The following is a 14,536-nucleotide window of genomic DNA, read 5'->3' as shown; positions in this document are numbered from 1 at the left end:
TACGCCGACTACCTCGCCGCCGACGGGTTCACGGCCCTGAACATGGCGTCGTCGATCGGCTCGTTCCTGCTCGGCCTGTCGACCCTGCCGTTCCTCTACAACGTATGGCGGACCGCGCGGCACGGCACACCGGTCGGCACCGACGATCCGTGGGGGTACGGACGCTCCCTGGAGTGGGCGACCTCCTGCCCGCCGCCCCGCCACAACTTCACGACCCTGCCGAGGATCCGCTCCGAATCGCCCGCCTTCGACCTGCACCACCCCGAGATCGCCCTGCTCGAGCGGGTCGAGACGCCCGGCCGCCGCCGTGACGTCGTGGAACCGGGCCCGGGCGAGCAGTAGCACGCGTGCGCCCGCGCGCGCCGGTGGCTACCGTGGGGAGATGGTGCCCTTCGACCGAGGGGACGGTGCCTCATGTCCGACCGACCGCTCCTGCAGAGCCCCGGAGACCAGGGCCCCGGAGACCACGGCCACTGCTGCGGGGACATCGGCCGCCGCGTCGCCGCCCGCCGCCGGCAGCTCGGCCTCACCCGCGAAGAGGTCGCCCTCCGCTCGGGCTCCGCACCCGGCTACATCCAGTACCTGGAGGAACAGCCCGCCACCCCCGGCATCGGCTTCCTCCTGAGACTCGCCGACGCCCTGGAGACCAGCGTCATCGAGCTGGAGGGCGGCACGGTCGACCTGCCGCCCGGCGCCGGGGCCCCCGCAGGCCGTCCGCACATGGTGGAGCTGGGCCTCGACGAGTGCAGTGCGCTCCTCGGCACGCACGGTGTCGGACGGGTCGCCGTGACGAGCCACGACCACCCGGCGATCGTCCCGGTCACCTACGTCGTCGACGGCGGTGACGTGGTGTTCCGGACCCCGCCCGACGCCCTCGCCCCCACGGGCCGGGGCAGGGAGGTGGCGTTCGAGGTCGACCACATGGACGACGTGATGGGCCGCGGCTGGACCGTCCTCGTGGTCGGCGAGCCACACCCGGTCACCGACCCGGAGGCCGTACGGCGCCTCGACCGCCAGGCGTTCCGCACCCCGTGGGCGGACGGGGAGAACGCCCGCTGGACGGCCGTCACGCCGAGCCGGGTCACCGGCCGCAGGGTCGAGGCGGAGTACGCCCACCACGACATGCACACCCGCGAGCGGGCCCACCGCCTCTGACCCGCCCGCAATCTCGTGTGCGAGGTGCCGCGCCACCTCTCGCAGCCCCTCTCGCGGACTTCCGCAACACGCTCGAAGGTGCCGGGTCCCTCAGCCGGACCTCAGGAGGGCGAGTGTGGCGGTCCGTAGCCATGTCGCCGCCTCGTCCACTCAGCGCCCTCGCGCTCACCGTCATGACGCGGGGCGTCTCACGGTGGCTGGCCGGAGGGGCGGGGCTCCTTGCCCTGGCCTCCTTCCTGATCACCCGTCTCGGCATCGTCCCCATCAACGGCCGCATCAAGCAGTGGGCGGCCACCTCGGCACCCGCCGATCACGCCGAGATCCTGGCCCGCTGGAGGCGTTCAACTACGCACGCACGGGCGCCGCATTCGCAGCCTTCGCGCTGCTGATCCTTCTCTCCCTGCGCGGTGTCGATGCCGGCCGGTCGACGGATGGCCGCCGCCCGTAGCGAGGCGCTGGGGGCGATGCACCTGATCAACCGGGGCACGGCGATCACCGGAGGGAGGGGCGGCGGTGCGGCGAGGGGCTGCGTCACCTCTCCCAGGCTTCCGCAATACCCTTCAGTACTCCACCGCCGGCAGCGGCAGCTCACGCTCCTCGCCGGGCTCGATCAGCACCGCCCGCCCCGGCAGCTCGACGTCGATCGGGTCCCGGCCCGAGTCGGGCACCGCGATGTGCATGCCTCCGGGCGCCGCCCGCAGCCGTACGCCCCAGTGGCCCCGGTAGCGCAGCGTGAAGCAGAACTCGGACAGCTCCGGGAGCGGCACCGGGTCGAGCCGCAGGGCGCCGCCGCGGGTCTCCAGGCCGGTCAGCCCGCGCTGGACGAGGTCCAGGGTGCCCGCCATCGCGCCCAGGTGGATGCCCTCGCCGGTGGTCCCGCCCTGCACGTCGGCGATGTCGCCCTCCAGCGCCTCCTGGCAGAACCGCCACGCCTCCGACCGCCGCACCCGCGCCAGCACCCAGCCGTGCACCAGACCGCTGAGCGTCGAGCCGTGGCTGGTGCGGTGCAGGTAGTAGTCCACGGTCCGGCGCCACATCTCCTCGTCCAGGACGTAGCCGAGGCGGCTGAACAGGGCGCGCAGCTCGGCCGGGGAGAACAGGTAGCCCAGCATCAGCACGTCCGCCTGCTTGGACACCTTGTAGCGGTTGACGCTGTCACCCTCCGCCTCCAGGATCCGGTCCAGCCGGCGGATGTCCCCGAACCGGCGGCGGTGCCCCTCCCAGTCGAACTCCGCCAGCTCGCCGAACCCCTCGAACTGGCTGATCACCCCGTCGTGGAACGGCACGTGCAGCATCCGGGACACGTCCTCCCACAGCTCCAGCTCGCTGTGGTGCAGCCCGGTGCGCTCCACCAGCTCCCGGCGCCGCGGCTCGGGCAGCGAGCGCAGCAGGTCCAGCGTGTGGCCCAGCACCCAGGCGGCCGTGACGTTGGTGTACGCGTTGTCGTCCAGGCCCGGCTCGACGGCCCCCGGGTAGGCGTCGTGGTACTCGTCCGGGCCGACGACCCCGCGGATGCGGTAGCGGCCCAGCACCGGGTCGTGGGTGGCGCGGCACGCGTAGAAGCGGGCGATCTGGAGCAGCATCTCCGCGCCCTTGGTGTGCAGGAACTCGTCGTCGCCGCTCGCCTCGCAGTACTGCCACACGTTGTACGCGATCGCCGAGCCGACGTGGTGCTGGAGGTGCGAGTGGTCCGGCACCCAGCGCCCCGAGCGGGGGTTGAGGTGCAGTCGCTGCGCCTCCTCGCGGCCGTCGCTGCCGCTCTGCCACGGGTACATCGCCCCGGTGCAGCCCTCGTCCAGGGCGGCGAAGCGCGCCCGCTCCAGCCGCCGGTGCCGGTAGGTCAGCAGCGCCCGCGACACCTCCGGGAAGTGCAAATTCAGATACGGCAGCACGAACAGCTCGTCCCAGAAGATGTGCCCCCGGTACGCCTCGCCGTGCAGCCCGCGCGCCGGGACCCCGACGTCCAGGTCGGCGGTGTGCGGCGACAGCGTCTGCAGCACGTGGAACAGGTGCAGCCGCAGGATCCGCCCCGCCTCGTCGGCCACCTCCAGCTCGGCCCGCCGCCACAGCTGCTGCCAGGCGGCCCGGTGGGACGACAGCAGCGTCTCGAACGGGCCCGCGCGCCCCACCCGGTCCACGGCCGCGTGCAGCGGGTCGCTGATCGCGGGGTCGTGCGAGGTGTGCAGGGCGACCGTCTTGTCCACCACGGCCGCGCGCCCCGGCTCCAGCTCCAGCCGGAAGCGCTGCACGGCCCGCCTGCCCGGGTGGGAGGAGACGCCGTCCACCGGCGCGGTGGTGCGCGATGCCATGCCGACGCGGATGTCGGACGTGCTGGTGCGGCAGCGCAGCCACACCGTGTCCGGGGCCGCGTCGCCCGTGTGGACGTGGATGAGGTGCCGGGTGGCCAGCTGCCGGTACCGGGCCACGCCCGTGTTCTCGACCGAACCGTCGAGGGCGGCCTCCACCTCCAGCGTCCCGGCCCAGTTCTCCGCGGAGAAGACCGTGCGCAGCGCCGCCAGGTGCGGGTCCGCCATGTGCACCAGCCGGTGCTGGCGCACGGCCAGCCGGCGCCCCTGGTCGTCCTCGTACCGGGTGACCCGCTCCAGCGTGCCCTGCCCCAGGTCGAGGGTCTGCTGGTGGTGGACCATGCTCCTGCCGCCCGGGGTCAGCCACGGGCCGGGCCGTCCCCCGCCGTTCACCCGGTACCGCAGTACCAGCCAGTTCGGCAGGTTCACCAGGTCCTCGTTCTCCACCTGGCGGCCCGCGACGGTGGAGGTCAGCCGGTTGTAGCAGCCGGCCACGTACGTACCCGGGTAGTGGACGCCGTCCGCGGCGCACTCGCTGGCGGCTCCCCGGGTGGCGAAGTAGCCGTTGCCGAGGGTGCACAGGGACTCCCGCAGGCTCTCCCGTTCGGGCGCGTACCCCTCGTACACCCACGTCCAGTCGGTCCGCGTCACGGGCGTGCCTCCCGCTCCGCTCCCGCGCCGCCCGCCGCCGGGGTCCCGGTCAGCAGCTCGGCGAGGTCCCGCACGACGAGACCGGCGCCCGCGCGCCGCAGCGCCTCGCCCGTTCCCGGGCCCGCCGCGCGGTCCACGCCCACGACCAGGCCGAAGCCGCCGCGCCGCCCCGCCTCGACCCCCGGCAGCGCGTCCTCCACGACCGCGCACCGGCCGGGAGGCACCCCGAGGCGGCGGGCCGCCTCCAGGAACAGCGCCGGGTCGGGCTTGCCGGGCAGCCGCAGCCGGGCCGCCTCGACGCCGTCGACCACCGCGCCGAACCACTCCAGCACCCCCGCGGAGGCGAGCACCTCACGGGCGTGCCGGGAAGCGGAGGCGGCAGCCGACGGGACCCCGTCCCGGCGCAGGACCCGCAGCAGCCGCACCGTGCCCGGGTAGGCGGCCACGCCACCCTCCCGCAGCCGCCGCGTGAACAGCCGCTCCTTCTCGGCGGCCACCCGCTCCACCTCCTCCGGCGGTACGCGCAGCCCCCGCGACGCGAGGAACGACGCCGCCCCGTCGAGGCGCGACCGGCCGTCCACGTACCGCAGGTAGTCCTCACCGGGGTCGAAGGGGCGGCGCCGCGCGGGGTCCCCCGGCGGCCCTGCGGCCAGGAACGCGTCGAAGGCCTCCTTCCAGGCCGCCGCGTGCACCGCGGCCGAGTCGGTGACGACCCCGTCGGTGTCGAGGACCACGGCGCGCACCGCCCGCAGTGCGGGTGCCCGTACGGTCATGGCACCTCCTTCGGCTGCGCTCGTGCGTGTCCCGGGAGATGCGAGTCCCCAGGAACGCCCGCCGTACCCGTCATGGTGGCGCCCCACGTTCCGGGCGTCCCGGCCATGGCGTGCGCGGCCATGTCCGCGGCCGTCGTACGGGCCTAGCCTCCGGTCGTCGCGCACATCGAACCCGGAGGTGCTGATGTTCCCGCCCACGCGAGCCACGAGAGGCCGCGCCGCCCTCGCGGCGTTCACCCTGGCGGTCCTGACCCTCGGCGCCGCACCGGCGGCACCGGCCGCACCGGACGCCCCGCGGGGCCGGTGCGCAAAAGCCGCGTCCCTGAGGGTTCCCGGCGCCGGCCACCAGGAGACGGCCTGCCTGGACGAGCTGACCACCGCCGGCACGGTGGGCTCGGGCCACACCGACCCGGCGGACTGGGCCGGGCTCACCCCCGGGGACCTGCCCGTCCCCAGCGGCGTACCCGGCGTCCAGATCGACGGCTGGTTCCCGGACACTTCCACCACCAACACCAACCACGGCTGGCGGCACGACTCCCAGTTCGTCATCCGGCTGCCCGACCGGTGGAACGGCGGGCTGGTCGTCTCGGGCACGCCCGGCAACCGCGAGCAGTACGCCAACGACCGCGCCATCGCCGACTGGGTCCTGGCCCGCGGCTACGCCTTCGCCGCCACCGACAAGGGCAACACCTCCGCCGCCTTCCCCGGAGACGGACGCGCGCCGGGCGACGCCGTCGCCGAGTGGAACGCCCGCCTCACCCAGCTCACCCGGGCCGCCCGCGCCGTCGTCGCCCGGCATTACCACCGCCCGCCCGCCCGCACCCTCGCGACCGGCATCTCCAACGGCGGCTACCTCGTGCGCTGGCAGCTGGAGAACCACCCGGAGCTGTACGACGGCGGCGTGGACTGGGAAGGCGTCCTGTGGCGGGCCGACGGCCCGAACCTCTTCACCTTCCTGCCCCCCGCGCTGCGCCACTACCCGGTGTACGCCGCGGGCGGGCCGGCAGCCGGAGCGGCTCGCGACGCGATGCATGCCGCCGGCTACCCGTCCGGCTCCGAGTTCCTCTGGCCGTACCACCACACGTACTACTGGGCCCTCACCCAGCGCGTCCACCGCGAGGAGTTCGACCCGGGCCACACCGGGGCGGACGCCGACTACGACTGGGCGGCCCGGCCCGCGGAGGTCCACCGCGCCGTGGAGCGGATCGCGCTGACCGGCCGCATCGGCAAACCGCTGCTCACCCTCCACGGCACGCTCGACGTGCTGCTGCCGATCGGCCGGGACTCCGACGTGTACGCCCGCATGGTGCGCGACGCCGGGCGCGGCGGCCTGCACCGGTACTACCGCATCGAGGGCGGCACGCACACCGACTCCCTGGTGGACGCCTTCCCGGAGCGGCTGCGCCCGCTCGTGCCGTGCCACCGTGCGGCGTTCACGGCGCTGGAGGACTGGCTGGGCCGCGGTGTGCGCCCACCCGCCTCCCGTACGGTCCTCAGGGACCCCGCCGCGGACCCGGCCGCGCTCCTGGCCGGCTGCCCGCTGAGGTGAACCGGCCACCGCGGCCGCCCGTGGTCACAGGCGCGGCAGACGGGGGAGCGTCCCGTTGAGGTAGTGGTCGCCCACCTCGCGCAGTCTGCGGGCGGAGGACGTGTGCGCGGTCAGCACGCGCGCGTTGCGCCAGAAGCGGTCGAACCCCGCCCCGTCGGTGAGTTCGAGGACCCGGGTGGTGATGTGCACGGCGGACCGGCTGGTGACCGCCTCCGCCGCGGCGACGAGCACGGCGATGCCGGCGTGCCCGTCCACGTCGAGTCCGGCCCCCGCGCCCAGACCGCGCGCCAGGGCGTCGGTCGCCCGCTCGACGACGGCCGCCGCGGTGTGGGCGGCCGTCGCGAGCTCCCCGTAGGCGAGGAGGAGGTAGGGGTCCTCGGCGTCCGTCCCGGACGGCCGCGCGGCCTGCGCGGCGCGGCTGACGTCACGGGCCTCGGCCAGCGCCCCCTCGGCGACGCCCAGGGCGACCTGCGTCAGCATCAGCCGCAGTGCGAGCGGGGCGAGGGCGGTGCACGGCGCGACGGCGTGCTCGTCGCGCGGCACGGCGCCCAGGACGTCGTCCGCGCCGGCCGGGACGTCGTCGAAGCCGACGGTCCCGCTGCCGGTGAGGCGCTGCCCGACGCGGTCGCCGGCGGGTTCGGCGCACACACCGGGGTGCGCGGGATCCACCAGAACGACGAGCAGGTCGCCGGTACGGGTGCACCGGGCGCCCACGACCAGCCGGTCGGCGACGGTCACGCCGGCGTCGAAGCCGCGGCGCCCGCGCAGCACGTAGCCGCCGTTCCCGCCCGGCTCGGCGGTGAGGCCGGGCCCCGCCTCCGCCTCCGGGAGCTCGATGCCCCCGGCGAGGAGCCACCGGTCCTCCGCGATCCGCCGCTCGAAGGGCTCCGCGGGCGCGCCGAGGAACCGGGCGCTCCAGGCCAGGACGCAGTGGTGGGCGAGGAGTTCGCCGATGGACCCGTCGGCCGCGGACAGCTCCCTCACGGTGGCGCAGGCGGACCGCCAGGCCGCGCCGGGGTCGCCGGTACCGTCCGGAGCGGGCGGCGTGAGCAGTGCCGGCAGACCGGCCTCTCGCAGCCGGGCGGCCTCGTCGAACGGTGGTCCGCCCGCCCGGTCGCGTACGGACGCGTCCACGGCGAGGTCGTCGGCGACCTCACGGGTGACCCGCGGCCAGTCCACTGCCTCGGCCGGGGTCGGCGTTGTCGCGGTCGCCACGCTCACCTCACGGGATCGGGTTTCCCTACTGATTCAGTAGGGATAGTGCCAGAGCGGATCCGCCCGCCCCAAGGGGGAGTTCGAGGGGTGGACAGCCGTCGACCACCAGCTGAGACACCCCGGTGGGGGGCGTCCTGCGGATCGGGCCGCGCGCAACCGGCAAGCGCCACGGGTCACTTCCCAGATCGCGCCCCGCGAAGTCCCGTCCGCCCCACGGGCGGACGACGCTAGTTTCCGGACACGTCCCGCCCGCGTCCTTCGAAGACCGGCCGCAGGGCCTCCACCAGCCGGCCGGCGTACTGACCTTCACCGGACGCGGCGAGGTGCGGGTACTCCGCCGCGAAGTGGACCCATTCGGTGCCTCCGTGCGACTCCGTGGCCAGGTTCGCGAAGTCCTGGAGCTCCACGTTCCTGTTCGGCAGCGGCCACTCCCCGGCCAGCCGGAACACCTCGTCGAGCAGCTCCAGCGGCAGCGGGTACCGCTCGGCCAGCAGGACGGCGTCGTACAGGTCCTTGCCCTGCGGATGCGCGTCACTGATGAGCCACAGCAGCTTCCAGGCGAGCGACAGCTCGGGCGTGGCCGCCAGGACCACGGCGCCGCACGCGAGTTCCACCGGTTCCGGCTCGGCAGGGAGGCGCTCGTTGAACACGAAGTCGAGCTGCACCTGTCCCTCCGGCAGCCCGGGCACCGACCACGGCAGCACCATCCGCCGCCCCGGCACACGGTCGTACGTCCAGATGTCCTCCGCGACCAGGCCGCAGGACTTGATCCCGGCCCGGCCGTCAGCCGCCGCCGCGACGCCCTCCAGCATCCGGGTCGTCCGGCCGTCCTCCATCCGCCAGGACTCGGGGATCACCACGAAGTCGAGGTCGCCCGGCTCCCGGGCCTCCGCGCCGAACCAGTCGGCGAGGAGCACGCTGCCCCGCAGCACCAGCGAGTCCGCCCACGGGGAGTCCGACACCGCCATCAGGACGGCGTCGAGCGCCGCCCGCCGGGCCCGGACCCACGCGGCGGTCCGCTCCGGGGTGTCGAACACCGGGTCGCCGGCCCGGTAGGCCCGCTGGAGATGCTTCAGGGACGGGTCGAACACCGCCCGCTGCCGCACGTCGTCCCCGAGCACCGGCCGCAGGGTCCGGGGCAGTTCCCGCAGCTGACGGGTCCGCTCGTCCAGTGGCTCACGCGGTACCTCGGTGCTCCGCCAGTCGAACTGCCGCCATGTGCCGCTCATACGGCCACCCCCTCCTGGTCGAGCCACCCGTCGTCCACCGACGGATCGCTGTCGTACAGCACGAACTCCCGCTCCTCCGACAGGATCACGTAACCCGCGGTGGCGAGGTCCGCGGCCAGTGCGTCGCACACGCGTCCCGCGGATGCCGCCCCGCCGGGGCCGCGGTACCGCTGGGTCGCGAACCGCTCGTGGCGGCTGCCGTCCGCGGTCACGCGCCGGGCGTTCCAGGACAGGTGCGCGCCGTGCGGAACCACCACGGCCTCCAGGCGCGCCCGGTCGAAGCCGGCGTCGAGCGACAGCCGCAGGTGATGCTCGAAGTAGCCGCCGCCCGGGCCCGGCCGGTCCGACGTCCACGGGACGGTCTCCACCTTGACGCGCACCGGGTGGAAACCGTCCGCCCGGAGCCGCGGCACCAGGGTCTCGTGGCTCGTGCGGTCCGGCACCGTCAGCATCGGCTGCGACACCGTCCGCCCGCGCGCCAGCACGATGTGCGTCACCTTCAGCGCCCGGACGGCGGCCCATTCCTCGAGCCGGGCCAGCTCGGCCGGCCCCGGGCAGTGCACCGTCACGTGCGTTTCGTACTCGGACATGGGACCGATCCTGGCGGGCGCGCGCCGGATCCGCATCCACGTTCTCCGCAGGAGAAGACAGCCGGAGAGCACAGGACCGGAGTGCGGCTCACCGGGCCGGGTTCACGGAGCGACCCCGGCGCCGCGCGGCGGAACCGGCCGCCGGGCGGACCTCCCTCTCAGGGATTGGTCCAGGCGCCGGGGTCCTCCGTGAGGGCCGACACCTCCGCCGGCAGCGTGGCCGACGCGACGTCGGCCAGGCTCACGCCCTCCAGGATCCGCCGCACATTGGCCCGCAGCGCGATCCACAGCGGCAGCAGCGACTCGGCCGCCCCCGAGTACGCCAGCTCCGGAGGGCGGACGCCGCGCACGGACACCAGCGGACCGTCCACGACCCGTATGACGTCCGCCACGCTGATCGCCCCCGCCGGCTTCGCCAGCCAGTAACCGCCGTTGCCGCCGCGCTGGCTGTGGACCAGCCCCCCGCGGCGCAGGTCGTTGAGGATCCCCTCCAGGAACTTGTGGCTGATTCCCTCCGCCTCGGCGATCGCCTCCGCCTTGACCGGCCCCGCCTCCTGTGCGGCGGCGAGCTGGAGCGCGGCACGCACCGCGTAGTCGGCCCTGGCTGAGATGCGCATGGCCGGCATTATCCCGTACGGCGCAGTACCCGGCCTGCCTGATCCCGGCCGCAGGGCGGGGCCGCGGGCGGCGCGCGCAGGAGCCTCTCCTGCCCGGCGGGGAGGGGCTCCGGCCGCTCCTACGGGCAGCTCTCCTCGAGCTTCACGGCACCGAAGTCGATCGCTGTCGCGGTCGGGATGCTGGTGCCCGCGGCCTTGCTCTGCGAGCAGACCTTCCAATTCCGGTCGAGCAGCTGCATACGGCCGGCGCCGGTGCTGTCGTGCGACGTCAGGAGGAAGAAGCCCTCGGCCTGGGCGGTGTCCTGAGCGGTCTGCAGCACCATGCCCACGAAGTCGGGCACCGTCGCCCGCTCGGGCTCGGTCGGAGCGGGGGCCGCGGCCCGTGCGGGGGCTGCCGCCCCGGTCGCCGGCGGATCGGCGTCCGGCGCGGCCGCGGGCGAGGCCGTCACCGTCCTGGTCACCGTGGGGGCCGGCTCCGGGCTCGCGGCAGTCGTCGTCCTTCCGTCGCCGGAGCCGCCGATCCCCACACCGATGAGGAAGAGGACCACCGCGGCGGGGATGATGACGCGCTTGCGCGCCCACTTCGGGCCGCCGGCCGGCGCACCGGCGGGAGCCCCCCAGGCCGGCTGGTGCGACTGGTGCGGAGGTTGGTCGTGCGAGGTCATGGTGCCCCCCAAGGCTCGTTCGTTGAAATCTTGACGGTATCGACGGCCTTCGCTCCTGGTGAAGGGAAGGCTCCGGTAGTGACGGAATCGTGATCACCGGGGTGGTGAAGTGAAGACCATGCCGGGGTGCCGTGCTGCACGGCTCCGTGGCCGGCACCCCGACACCCCCGGGGGACCGATGAGACAGCCCGTGAACCGCGACCGAACCCCACGCGCGCCCGGGGCGCACCGCCGCCCCGCACGGAGCCGCAGGGCGTCGGGGGCCCGTCCTGCACGCCGCGCGCCGCCCGCGCAGCCGAACGCCCCGCGTCGGCACCCTTGACGCGAGCGGGCGGGCGTCACGACACTCGGGGCGGGATACCGGGCGAACGGACAGGACACCATGGTGCTTTCGGCGTGGGACGCGTACCGAACGGTCCCTTCGCCGCTTCCGCGTACGCGCCCGCTGACCTGTCGCCGCCACATCGATCTCCTGCGCGTCTGCAGCGCCGCGAGTCCCCTCGGCCGCTGAGGCCCGACCGGCGACCGACGTCGCCGCCGCGGACCCCCCACCCCGCGCCCGCGCGCCCCGGCACGGCCCCGGCACGGCCCCCGCGCGCCCTCCGAGCAGCCGCATCCGATGCCGGACACCCTTGTCCGGCCCCACCCCGGGAGACGCATGTCCGCCACATCCCCGACCGCCGTGCCCGCCCGCCCCTTCCGCGAGAGGATCGGGCCCGACTCCCGCAGCGGCCACTACGCCGCGCCCCGCCGCTACCGGCTCCACCTGTCGCCGTCCGACGCCGACTGTCTGCTCATCGCCGTCACCCACGGCCTGCTCGGCCTCGGCGACACGCTCCCGCTCACGGTCCTGCCCGCCGTCCCCGACACGCCGGACGGCGGCTACGCGGCCCTGCGTCCGCTCTACGAGGCCGCCGCGCACCGGTTCACGGGTCCGGCCACCGCCCCCGTCCTCGGTGACGGCTGGACCGGCAGGATCGTCAGCACCCACGCGCCGGACATCCTGGAGGACCTGGTGCTGCGGTTCGCCGGCGACCGCGGCGAGGCGCTGCGCCCGCCCGCCGACCGCGCCGAGAGCGAGGCCGTCGCCGCCCTGTGCGAGCTCGGCGTCCACGAGGCCGCCCAGCACGCCGGAGAGCTGGGCCTCGACGGGGACGCCCACCGGGCGCCCCTGAGCACGCTCCTCGGGGCGCTGGACGCGCTGGAACGGCGGCTCGCCGACCAGGAGTACGTCCTCGGCGGCGACACACCGACCGTCACCGACGTCCGGGTGTGGGTCACGCTCCTGCACCTGGACACCGTGCACCGCTGGCACCTGGACGCCGACGCGGTGCACCGGATCGCCGCCCACCCGTCCCTGTGGTCGTACGCCCGGCGGCTCGCCGCCCACCCGGCCTTCGGCGCCCACCTCGACGTCGCCGGCATCGCCGCCCGCCACCACGCCCGCTGCCGGGGGAGGGAGGCGGCCGGCGCCGCCATGCCCATCGTGCAGTGGCCCGCCCGGCCCCCTCGGCCCTCGTCGCGCCCCGCCACCATCACGCTGAACACGCCCGCGTAGCGGGTGCGGTGGGGGCCGGCCGGACCGCTGCCGCGCGCCAGGCGCGCTGCCGGAGCGCCGGGACGTTCGGCGGCTCCCAGCCCGGCTGCGCCCGGTGGCCCTGGAGGCGGCGGCAGGCCGCGCCGCCGTAGGTCACCTGGTCCCCGGCCGTGTACACGGTGCCCACCGCCCACGTCCCGCCGGGCGGGTCGCCCGGGTCCTCCGGGGCCGTGGTGGTCCTGAGCGTCGGTCCGTAGACCTGGAGCAGCGGGTTGATCGGCTGGTGGAACGTCGTGCCGCCGCTGCGGCAGTCGCCCGTTCCGCCGGAGGTGACGCCCTGCGCCTGGCTGCCCGAGATGTACGAGCCACCCGAGTCGCCCGGCTCGGCGCAGGACCAGCTCCCCGAGCGCCGTGGCCCGCACCCCGCTGCGCCCGCGCTCGAACAGCGCGCCGCCGAGCGAGCGCTCGATCCTGCGCGGCTGCGCGCTGAGCGCCGGCTGGGCGAGCCCCGGCTCGGTGGCCGCCGTGGTCGGACCGCCCGCGTCGGTGAGGGCGCAAATGGTCTTCAGGTGGCGCAACTCCAGCTCCATGACCGCAGCTTGGCGTCCGTTCCCGGCGGCAATAGGCGGGCCCGGACCAACTCCCCCGGCGCGGGCGGGGGCGGAATCCGGCCGCACGGCCGCGTGCGCCGGTGCCGGTTGGGAAGAATCGCGGACACCGGTACACCCGGTCCCGCCCGTGCACACGCCCCCAGGGAGAGCTGATGGCGATCACCGAGACACGCGTTCCCGGCCCGGCAGGTCTGCCACTGCTCGGCTCCATGCTGGACCTCCGCAACGACTCGCTGGCCACCTACGTCCGCGCCCTGCGCGAGCACGGCGACGTCGTCCGGCTCACGGCCGGTCCGCCGGGGCTCCGGTTCGAGCTGTACGGGGTGTTCTCGGCGGAGGGCGCCCAGCAGGTGCTGGCGACGGAATCGGCCAACTTCCGCAAGGACAACGCCTTCTACCAGGAGGTCCGGGAATCCTTCGGCAACGGCCTGCTGACCAGCCAGGACGACGACTACCTGAGGCAGCGGCGGCTCGTGCAGCCGCTGTTCACCCGGCGGCGCGTCGACGGCTACGCGGAGGCCGTGACCACCGAGGTCGCGGCCCTGATGAGCCGGTGGCACGGGGAGGCGGGTCCCGGCACCGCGGATACGGCCGGCGGTGCCGGACGGACGGCCGCTGCCGCACCCGACGCGGACACCCGTGTCGTCGACGTCGTCGACGAGATGACGCGGCTCACCCTGCGCGCGGTCGCCCGCATCCTGTTCGGCGTGGACGTCGAGGCCGCCGTCGACGTGGTGGAGCGCTGCTTCCCGGTCATCGGCGAGTACGTCCTGCGGCGCGGCTACTCCCCCCTCAACGTCCCGCGCGACTGGCCCACGCGCGCCAACCGCCGCGCCGCCGCCGCGTCGCGGGAGCTGAACGCGGTGTGCGACCGCATCGTCGAGGAGCGTCGCGCGCAGGGTGCTGCCGCGACCGGCGAGGACCTGCTGACCCTGCTCGCCCGGGCGGGCAGCGCCGAGGACGGCAGCCTCGACGCGGCGGAGATCCGCGACCAGGTGCTGGTGTTCCTGCTGGCCGGGCACGAGACCACGGCGACCTCGCTCGCCTTCGCCCTGCACCTGCTGGCCCGCCACCCCGAGCAGCAGGAGCGGGCCCGGGCCGAGGCCGCCCGCGTACTGGACGGGCGGACGCCCACGGCCGCGGACCTCGACGCGCTGCCGTACCTGACGAGGGTTCTCAAGGAGGCCATGCGCCTGTACCCGGCGGCACCGGTCATCGGCCGCCGTGCCGTCGCCGCCACCGTCGTCGGGGGCCACACCGTCCCGGCCGGAGCCGACGTGATCGTCGCGCCCTGGGTGACCCACCGTCACCCCCGCTACTGGGAGGACCCCGAGCGCTTCGACCCCGAGCGCTTCACCCCCGAGGCCGAGAAGGACCGGCCCCGCTACGCCTGGTTCCCGTTCGGCGGTGGCCCGCGCGCCTGCATCGGCCAGCACTTCTCGATGCTGGAGTCGGTCCTCGCGCTCGCGATGATCCTCCAGGAGTACGAGCTCACCGCCGTCGACCGCACGGTGCCGGTCCAGGCCGCCATCACGCTGCGCGCGGCGGGCCCGGCGCGGTGCACCCTGCGCCGCCGCTGATCGGGTACTTGCCCGGTCCGGACCGGTAGCCGGGGCGCGGTTGCGGGTACAGCCGCGC

At 75.1% G+C, this 14,536-nt stretch carries 12 protein-coding genes and 3 pseudogenes; 6 read left to right on the top strand and 9 right to left on the bottom strand.

The genetic code is table 11. The features are described 5' to 3' along the window. The 3 genes and pseudogenes from IH00_RS0118925 to IH00_RS37470 form a co-directional block, all read left to right on the top strand. Window positions 1–342 (top strand): annotated as a pseudogene (locus tag IH00_RS0118925) (cytochrome ubiquinol oxidase subunit I); the annotation flags it as partial. Window positions 343–414: 72 nt separating this feature from the next. Next, complete coding sequence (locus IH00_RS0118920; protein WP_052411486.1) at window positions 415–1,155, top strand: helix-turn-helix domain-containing protein; 741 nt, start codon at window positions 415–417, stop codon at window positions 1,153–1,155. 173 nt (window positions 1,156–1,328) lie between these two features. Next, window positions 1,329–1,544 carry an anthrone oxygenase family protein gene (locus IH00_RS37470; protein WP_324615789.1) on the top strand — a complete coding sequence of 72 codons (216 nt, stop codon included), beginning with the start codon at window positions 1,329–1,331 and terminating at the stop codon, window positions 1,542–1,544. 171 nt (window positions 1,545–1,715) lie between these two features. On the opposite strand, the gene IH00_RS0118910 is transcribed toward IH00_RS37470, so the two are convergent. Both IH00_RS0118910 and IH00_RS0118905 read right to left on the bottom strand, forming a co-directional pair. Further along, window positions 1,716–4,112: a glycoside hydrolase family 65 protein gene (locus IH00_RS0118910; protein ID WP_031075101.1), complete on the bottom strand. Its 2,397-nt coding sequence runs from the start codon at window positions 4,110–4,112 to the stop codon at window positions 1,716–1,718. Continuing rightward, entirely contained in the window at window positions 4,109–4,885 is a 777-nt protein-coding gene (locus tag IH00_RS0118905; RefSeq protein WP_052411484.1) for an HAD family hydrolase, read from the bottom strand. The genes IH00_RS0118910 and IH00_RS0118905 overlap by 4 nt, the downstream gene beginning before the upstream one ends. A 184-nt stretch (window positions 4,886–5,069) precedes the next feature. Between IH00_RS0118905 and IH00_RS0118900 the strand changes: the two genes are divergently transcribed. Further along, the gene (locus IH00_RS0118900) at window positions 5,070–6,434 is read left to right on the top strand and encodes a tannase/feruloyl esterase family alpha/beta hydrolase (protein WP_031075098.1); all 1,365 of its coding nucleotides are present in this window, start codon (window positions 5,070–5,072) and stop codon (window positions 6,432–6,434) included. A 24-nt stretch (window positions 6,435–6,458) separates the two neighbouring features. Here the strand turns inward: IH00_RS0118900 and IH00_RS0118895 are convergent, their stop codons facing one another. From IH00_RS0118895 to IH00_RS44135, 5 genes are all read right to left on the bottom strand, one after another. After that, on the bottom strand, window positions 6,459–7,649 hold the full coding sequence (locus IH00_RS0118895; RefSeq protein ID WP_234334888.1) for an acyl-CoA dehydrogenase family protein: 1,191 nt from the start codon (window positions 7,647–7,649) through the stop codon (window positions 6,459–6,461). Between the two features lie 227 nt (window positions 7,650–7,876). Next, the gene (locus tag IH00_RS0118890; protein WP_031075093.1) at window positions 7,877–8,878 is read right to left on the bottom strand and encodes a nucleotidyl transferase AbiEii/AbiGii toxin family protein; all 1,002 of its coding nucleotides are present in this window, start codon (window positions 8,876–8,878) and stop codon (window positions 7,877–7,879) included. Next, window positions 8,875–9,468 carry a hypothetical protein gene (locus IH00_RS0118885; protein WP_031075091.1) on the bottom strand — a complete coding sequence of 198 codons (594 nt, stop codon included), beginning with the start codon at window positions 9,466–9,468 and terminating at the stop codon, window positions 8,875–8,877. The genes IH00_RS0118890 and IH00_RS0118885 overlap by 4 nt, the downstream gene beginning before the upstream one ends. A 158-nt stretch (window positions 9,469–9,626) precedes the next feature. Beyond that, entirely contained in the window at window positions 9,627–10,085 is a 459-nt protein-coding gene (locus tag IH00_RS0118880; RefSeq protein ID WP_031075089.1) for an RrF2 family transcriptional regulator, read from the bottom strand. A 119-nt stretch (window positions 10,086–10,204) separates the two neighbouring features. Then, window positions 10,205–10,750, bottom strand: coding sequence for a PASTA domain-containing protein (locus IH00_RS44135; protein ID WP_031075088.1), 546 nt, complete (start codon window positions 10,748–10,750; stop codon window positions 10,205–10,207). 658 nt (window positions 10,751–11,408) lie between these two features. On the opposite strand from IH00_RS44135, the gene IH00_RS0118870 reads away from it, so the two are divergent. After that, on the top strand, window positions 11,409–12,308 hold the full coding sequence (locus IH00_RS0118870; protein ID WP_031075085.1) for a glutathione S-transferase C-terminal domain-containing protein: 900 nt from the start codon (window positions 11,409–11,411) through the stop codon (window positions 12,306–12,308). Between the two features lie 43 nt (window positions 12,309–12,351). Here IH00_RS0118870 and IH00_RS40335 read toward each other — a convergent pair. After that, window positions 12,352–12,687, bottom strand: a pseudogene (locus tag IH00_RS40335) (carbohydrate-binding protein); the annotation flags it as partial. Next, window positions 12,668–12,877 (bottom strand): annotated as a pseudogene (locus IH00_RS40330) (LysR family transcriptional regulator); the annotation flags it as partial. The pseudogenes IH00_RS40330 and IH00_RS40335, both read right to left, overlap by 20 nt. A gap of 173 nt (window positions 12,878–13,050) precedes the next feature. Here IH00_RS40330 and IH00_RS0118865 point away from each other — a divergent pair. Then, a complete protein-coding gene (locus tag IH00_RS0118865) occupies window positions 13,051–14,478 on the top strand; it encodes a cytochrome P450 (protein ID WP_031075083.1) in 1,428 nt (475 codons plus the stop codon). Window positions 14,479–14,536: the final 58 nt, after the last annotated feature.

This window comes from Streptomyces sp. NRRL S-118, assembly GCF_000716335.1.
Lineage (GTDB): Bacteria > Actinomycetota > Actinomycetes > Streptomycetales > Streptomycetaceae > Streptomyces.
The sequence above is the reverse complement of the archived record's forward strand: the minus strand, read 5'-3'. Positions and strand labels throughout refer to the sequence as shown.